This window comes from Variovorax sp. P4_D9, from assembly GCF_056401695.1.
The window spans coordinates 1-4,049 of record NZ_JBFUIU010000790.1 but is presented as its reverse complement, the minus strand read 5'-3'; the positions used below and the strand labels follow the sequence as shown (position 1 = coordinate 4,049).

Below are 4,049 nucleotides of genomic sequence, written 5' to 3'. Positions count from 1 at the left end.
GTCGCAGCATGGCCCCGCGAAGAAAATGGGCATCGAGGTCGCGCAATCGGCTGCTCTTGCGGATTTTGCCGAGCACATTGCGTCGAGTTTGAGAATGGACCGCCAGGCCGAGTCACGCGAAGTCACGCCGAGTCACGAGCCGTCACAGACCGGCGCAGGCCGCAAAGTTGCACCGACGCAACTCGCTTTTGAAGGCTGATTGTGCGTGCTTGTTCGCCAGTGGTTTATGTGCTGGCGACCCCTCACAGCCTATATCGCGCGCGGTTATACCGAACGGTATCAACAATCGCCCGTCGATGAATGGGCAAACCTTCAAAGGCTTTCCCCCATGAATCTGTCCGCCATCCGCGAAGCCAAGGCTTCCAAGGTCGCCGCCCTTCGCGGCATGCTTGCTTCTGCCGACACCGAGAAGCGCGCACTCAACTCCGACGAACAGTCGAAGTTCGACGCCATCAAGGGCGAGATCACCAGCCTGGAAGCCAACGAGAAGCGCACGCAGTTTCTGGAGGACGTGGAACGCCGCGCCTCTGGTGAACGTGTCGCCGGTGGCGGCAGCACAGATGCCAACTTCGACGCCGAGTGCCGCGCCTTCAGCCTCACGAAGGCGATCGCCGCGCAACTGCCGAACAGCACCGTGGATGCCGGCCGTGAGCGCGAGATCTCGCAAGAGCTGGCCCGCCGCAGCGGCCGCGCCTTTACCGGCATCGCAGTGCCCACCAAGGTGTTTGAGGAGCGCGTAATCACCACGGCTCTGCCTGCTGGCGGACCTGGCTCCAACATCATCGGAACCGATTACTGAGGCGACCAATTCATCGACCGCCTGCGCAACGCCATCAAGGTGCGCGGCTTGGGTGCCACGGTGCTGTCGAACCTGGTCGGCAACGTCGTCATTCCCCGACTCAAGGGCTCGGCCGCGGTTGCTGCGCAGGCGGCCGCCCTTGGCCCGATCGATCCGCCGGCACACGTTGCCCTGCGCGAAGGAGATCGGCCGTTCTGGAACGCCATCGTGACGGCCCGCGTCCGCGATACCTGGAACTCACGCCCGACGGCGCGCAGGCCGGCAAGCCGATGGTGCTGGCCAAGTTTCAGAAGAAGTTCATCCGCGACGTGTACGACAACCCGGCCGGTACGCGCCGCGCCATCTTGAGCGTGAGTCGCAAGAACGGGAAAACCGGCCTGATCGCCGGCCTGCTCCTGGCGCACCTGGGCGGACCCGAAGCGAAGCTGAATAGCCAGATCGTGTCCGGCGCCATGAGCCGCGACCAGGCCGCCCTCGTCTTCAACCTGGCGGCAAAGATGGTGCAGCTCTCGCCCAAGCTTTCGAGCATCGTGCGCATCGTGCCGTCCGGCAAGCGCCTGCTCGGGCTGCCGATGAACACCGAGTACCGCGCCCTGGCCGCCGACGGCAAGACCGCTCACGGCCTGTCGCCGGTGCTGACTATCCTGGACGAAACGGGCCAATGCCGCGGCCCGCAGTCCGACTTCATCGACGCCATCACGACCAGCCAGGGCGCGCACGAAGCGCCGCTCCTGATCGCCATCAGTACGCAGGCCGCGAACGTCGCCGACCTGTTCAGCGTGTGGCTCGACGACGCCAAAATCAGCGCAGATCCGCGCATCGTGTGCCACCTCTACTAAGCACCCGAGGGCTGCGACCTGCTCGCGATGATGAGCCGGTCTACTGCGGCCTGGACCTCTCCGGGCGCACCGACCTGACATGTCTCTGCATCATCGGCAAGGTCGATGGCGTGTGGCAGGTAGTGCCGCATTTCTGGACCCCCGAGCTCGGCTTGGCCGACCGTGCCAGGCGCGACAGTCGATGCCGAGTCTGTGGCGCAGGACATGGCCACCCTCCTGGCCGGCCTGGACGTGCGAGCGATCGCCTATGACCGCTGGCGGATCGACCTGCTCAAGAAGGAGTTGGAGAAGATCGGCTCCGATCTGCCGCTGGTCGAGTGGGGCCAGGGCTACCGCGACATGGCGCCGGCGCTCGACGCGCTCGAGGCCGAGTTGCTCAATGGTCGAGTCGCGCACGGCATGCATCCGGTGCTGACGATGTGCGCCGGCAACGCCGTGGTGACCAAGGACCGACCGGCGCCCGCAAGCTCGACAAGGGCCGCGCCACGGGCCGGATTGACGGCATGCAGGCCATGGCCCAAGCCTTCGACGTCGCTGCCCAAGCGGCGGACGACGTGGCCAGCGTCTACGACACCGAGGGCTTTCAGTTTTCCTAAGCAACATCTCCCTTGCCAGCAGGGGCCGCGCAAGCGGATAGAACTGGACGCGAATTACTCGGGCCGTGCCGCGATCGACGAAAACGCCGAGAGCCAGCGGCATGGGTGACCGGGACTTACCACCCGGTAAAAGCTTCGCCCATGCGCGGCTGGCCACCTACGGCGGTCGACACCACGTAGTCACTCACCCAACTCTCGAACCGGCTGACTAGATCAGCCTTTGCCTCGCTGCCTGCGGAGGTGAGTCGGCCAACTGGCTTGCCCTTATATGTGATCTCCCCCACATAGAGGATCGACTCCCCAGCCATTAGTGGGACCTCGGTAATAGTCATGAACCAGTCGGCCAATATGGGGTGCGGAAATGAAACGAATGCGTTCATTTTGACCTCCGGTGCCGGAGTCGGCGCGCGGTCTTTTGCATCAATTACATCTGACGATGTAACACTAAATTCTGACACGCGCCAATGCACCGCCTGTTCGGCTCCTATGTGTTGCGATTTGCGGGGGGCTTCACCCCGGTCGAGGCGACGCGAGTTGGCGCTGAATGTGCAAGAGCGCAACCACGCAACGCGCGAGAATCTGGCAACAGTCTGGCAACAAGAACAAAGTAAAAAAGCCTGCTATCAATTTGATAGCAGGCTTCTTATATACCACGCGGGTTGTGTGGTAGGACGTACAAGATTCGAACTTGTGACCAACGGATTAAAAGTCCGCTGCTCTACCAACTGAGCTAACGTCCCGATACCAGTTATTCCTTCACCGGGGTCGAATCCGGCAAAGCCTGAAATTATAGCGTGCCATTTCGCGCGATCCGATCGAGCAGCCATCCGGCGGCGCATTGGCCGAAGGTGGCAGTCACGCTGACCACCGAGCCATAGCCGTGGCAGTTCAGCGTACCGTCGCCCTCGATCGCGCAGGAGGCATCGGGGGGCGCCACGCTCTCGCGGCTGAAGACACAGGAGACACCGATCTTTCGGCCCTCGCGCGGCGCTGCATGCGCCTTGCGCAGTCGCTGACGCAACTGCGCGAGCAAGGGATCGTGCGTGACCAGCGCCAGGTCCTCGATCTCGACCTTGTGCGCCAGTCGCTTGCCGCCGGCCGCGCCAACCGTGACGAAGCCTGCGCCTGTCTCGCGCGCCCAGGCCGCCATCGCGAGCTTGGCCTTCACTTGGTCACAGGCATCGAGCACCGCGCTCACCGGCCCGTTCTCGGCTTCGGCCGTTCCGAGCAAGGCCTGCCAGTTGTCCGGCTCGACGAACTCGTCGAGCGCCAGCACCCGGCAGGACGGATTGATGTGAGCGATGCGGTCGCGCATGGCCTCCACCTTGGCCTGGCCCACGGTCGAGTCGAGCGCATGGATCTGGCGATTGATGTTGGACTCGGCGATGTGATCGAGGTCGATCAGAGTGAGACGGCCGACCCCGCTGCGCGCCAGCGCCTCGACCGCCCATGAGCCGACCCCACCGATGCCCGCCACCAGCACGTGGGCATCGCGGATCCGCGACGCACCCGCCACGCCATACAAGCGCTCCAGGCCGCCGAAGCGGCGGGCCAGGTCGGCGTCGTCCGCGGCGACGACAGGGGTCACTGTGCTCAAGCGACTAACGCAGACGCGACAGCCGTTCGCGGCCGGCTTGCGCCGCCTCCGACTGCGGATAGGCCTTGGTCAGGTCCTCGAGGGTGYGGCGGGCAGCCTTCGTGTCCTTGAGTTCGATCTGACAATTGGCAATCGACAGCACGGCTTCGGGCGCCTTCGCATGATCGGGCGCCAGCGACAGCATCGACCTGAAGTTGGCGATGGCCTCGTTGTAGTTG

The 4,049-nt window shown here is 64.1% G+C and carries 7 protein-coding genes and 1 tRNA gene; 4 read left to right on the top strand and 4 right to left on the bottom strand.

All coding sequences use genetic code 11. The features are described from left to right. The 4 genes from AC1DY5_RS45235 to AC1DY5_RS45220 all read left to right on the top strand — a co-directional run. A partial coding sequence (locus AC1DY5_RS45235; RefSeq protein WP_478120928.1) for a hypothetical protein occupies positions 1-199 on the top strand: 199 nt, incomplete at its 5' end. Between the two features lie 129 nt (positions 200-328). Next, positions 329-799, top strand: a complete 471-nt coding sequence (locus tag AC1DY5_RS45230; protein ID WP_478120927.1) for a hypothetical protein — start codon at positions 329-331, stop codon at positions 797-799. Between the two features lie 269 nt (positions 800-1,068). Beyond that, a complete protein-coding gene (locus AC1DY5_RS45225; protein ID WP_478120926.1) occupies positions 1,069-1,638 on the top strand; it encodes a terminase large subunit domain-containing protein in 570 nt (189 codons plus the stop codon). A gap of 204 nt (positions 1,639-1,842) precedes the next feature. Beyond that, positions 1,843-2,343 (top strand): terminase TerL endonuclease subunit, encoded by a 501-nt coding sequence (locus tag AC1DY5_RS45220; RefSeq protein ID WP_478120925.1) that lies wholly within the window; start codon positions 1,843-1,845, stop codon positions 2,341-2,343. 7 nt (positions 2,344-2,350) lie between these two features. Here AC1DY5_RS45220 and AC1DY5_RS45215 read toward each other — a convergent pair whose 3' ends face one another. From AC1DY5_RS45215 to AC1DY5_RS45200, 4 genes are all read right to left on the bottom strand, one after another. After that, positions 2,351-2,614, bottom strand: coding sequence for a hypothetical protein (locus tag AC1DY5_RS45215; protein WP_478120924.1), 264 nt, complete (start codon positions 2,612-2,614; stop codon positions 2,351-2,353). 284 nt (positions 2,615-2,898) lie between these two features. After that, a tRNA-Lys gene (locus tag AC1DY5_RS45210) sits at positions 2,899-2,974 on the bottom strand. A 47-nt stretch (positions 2,975-3,021) separates the two neighbouring features. Continuing rightward, on the bottom strand, positions 3,022-3,831 hold the full coding sequence (locus AC1DY5_RS45205; RefSeq protein ID WP_478120923.1) for a tRNA threonylcarbamoyladenosine dehydratase: 810 nt from the start codon (positions 3,829-3,831) through the stop codon (positions 3,022-3,024). 4 nt (positions 3,832-3,835) lie between these two features. Continuing rightward, positions 3,836-4,049: tetratricopeptide repeat protein (locus AC1DY5_RS45200; protein ID WP_478120922.1), on the bottom strand; the 214-nt coding region annotated here is incomplete at its 5' end.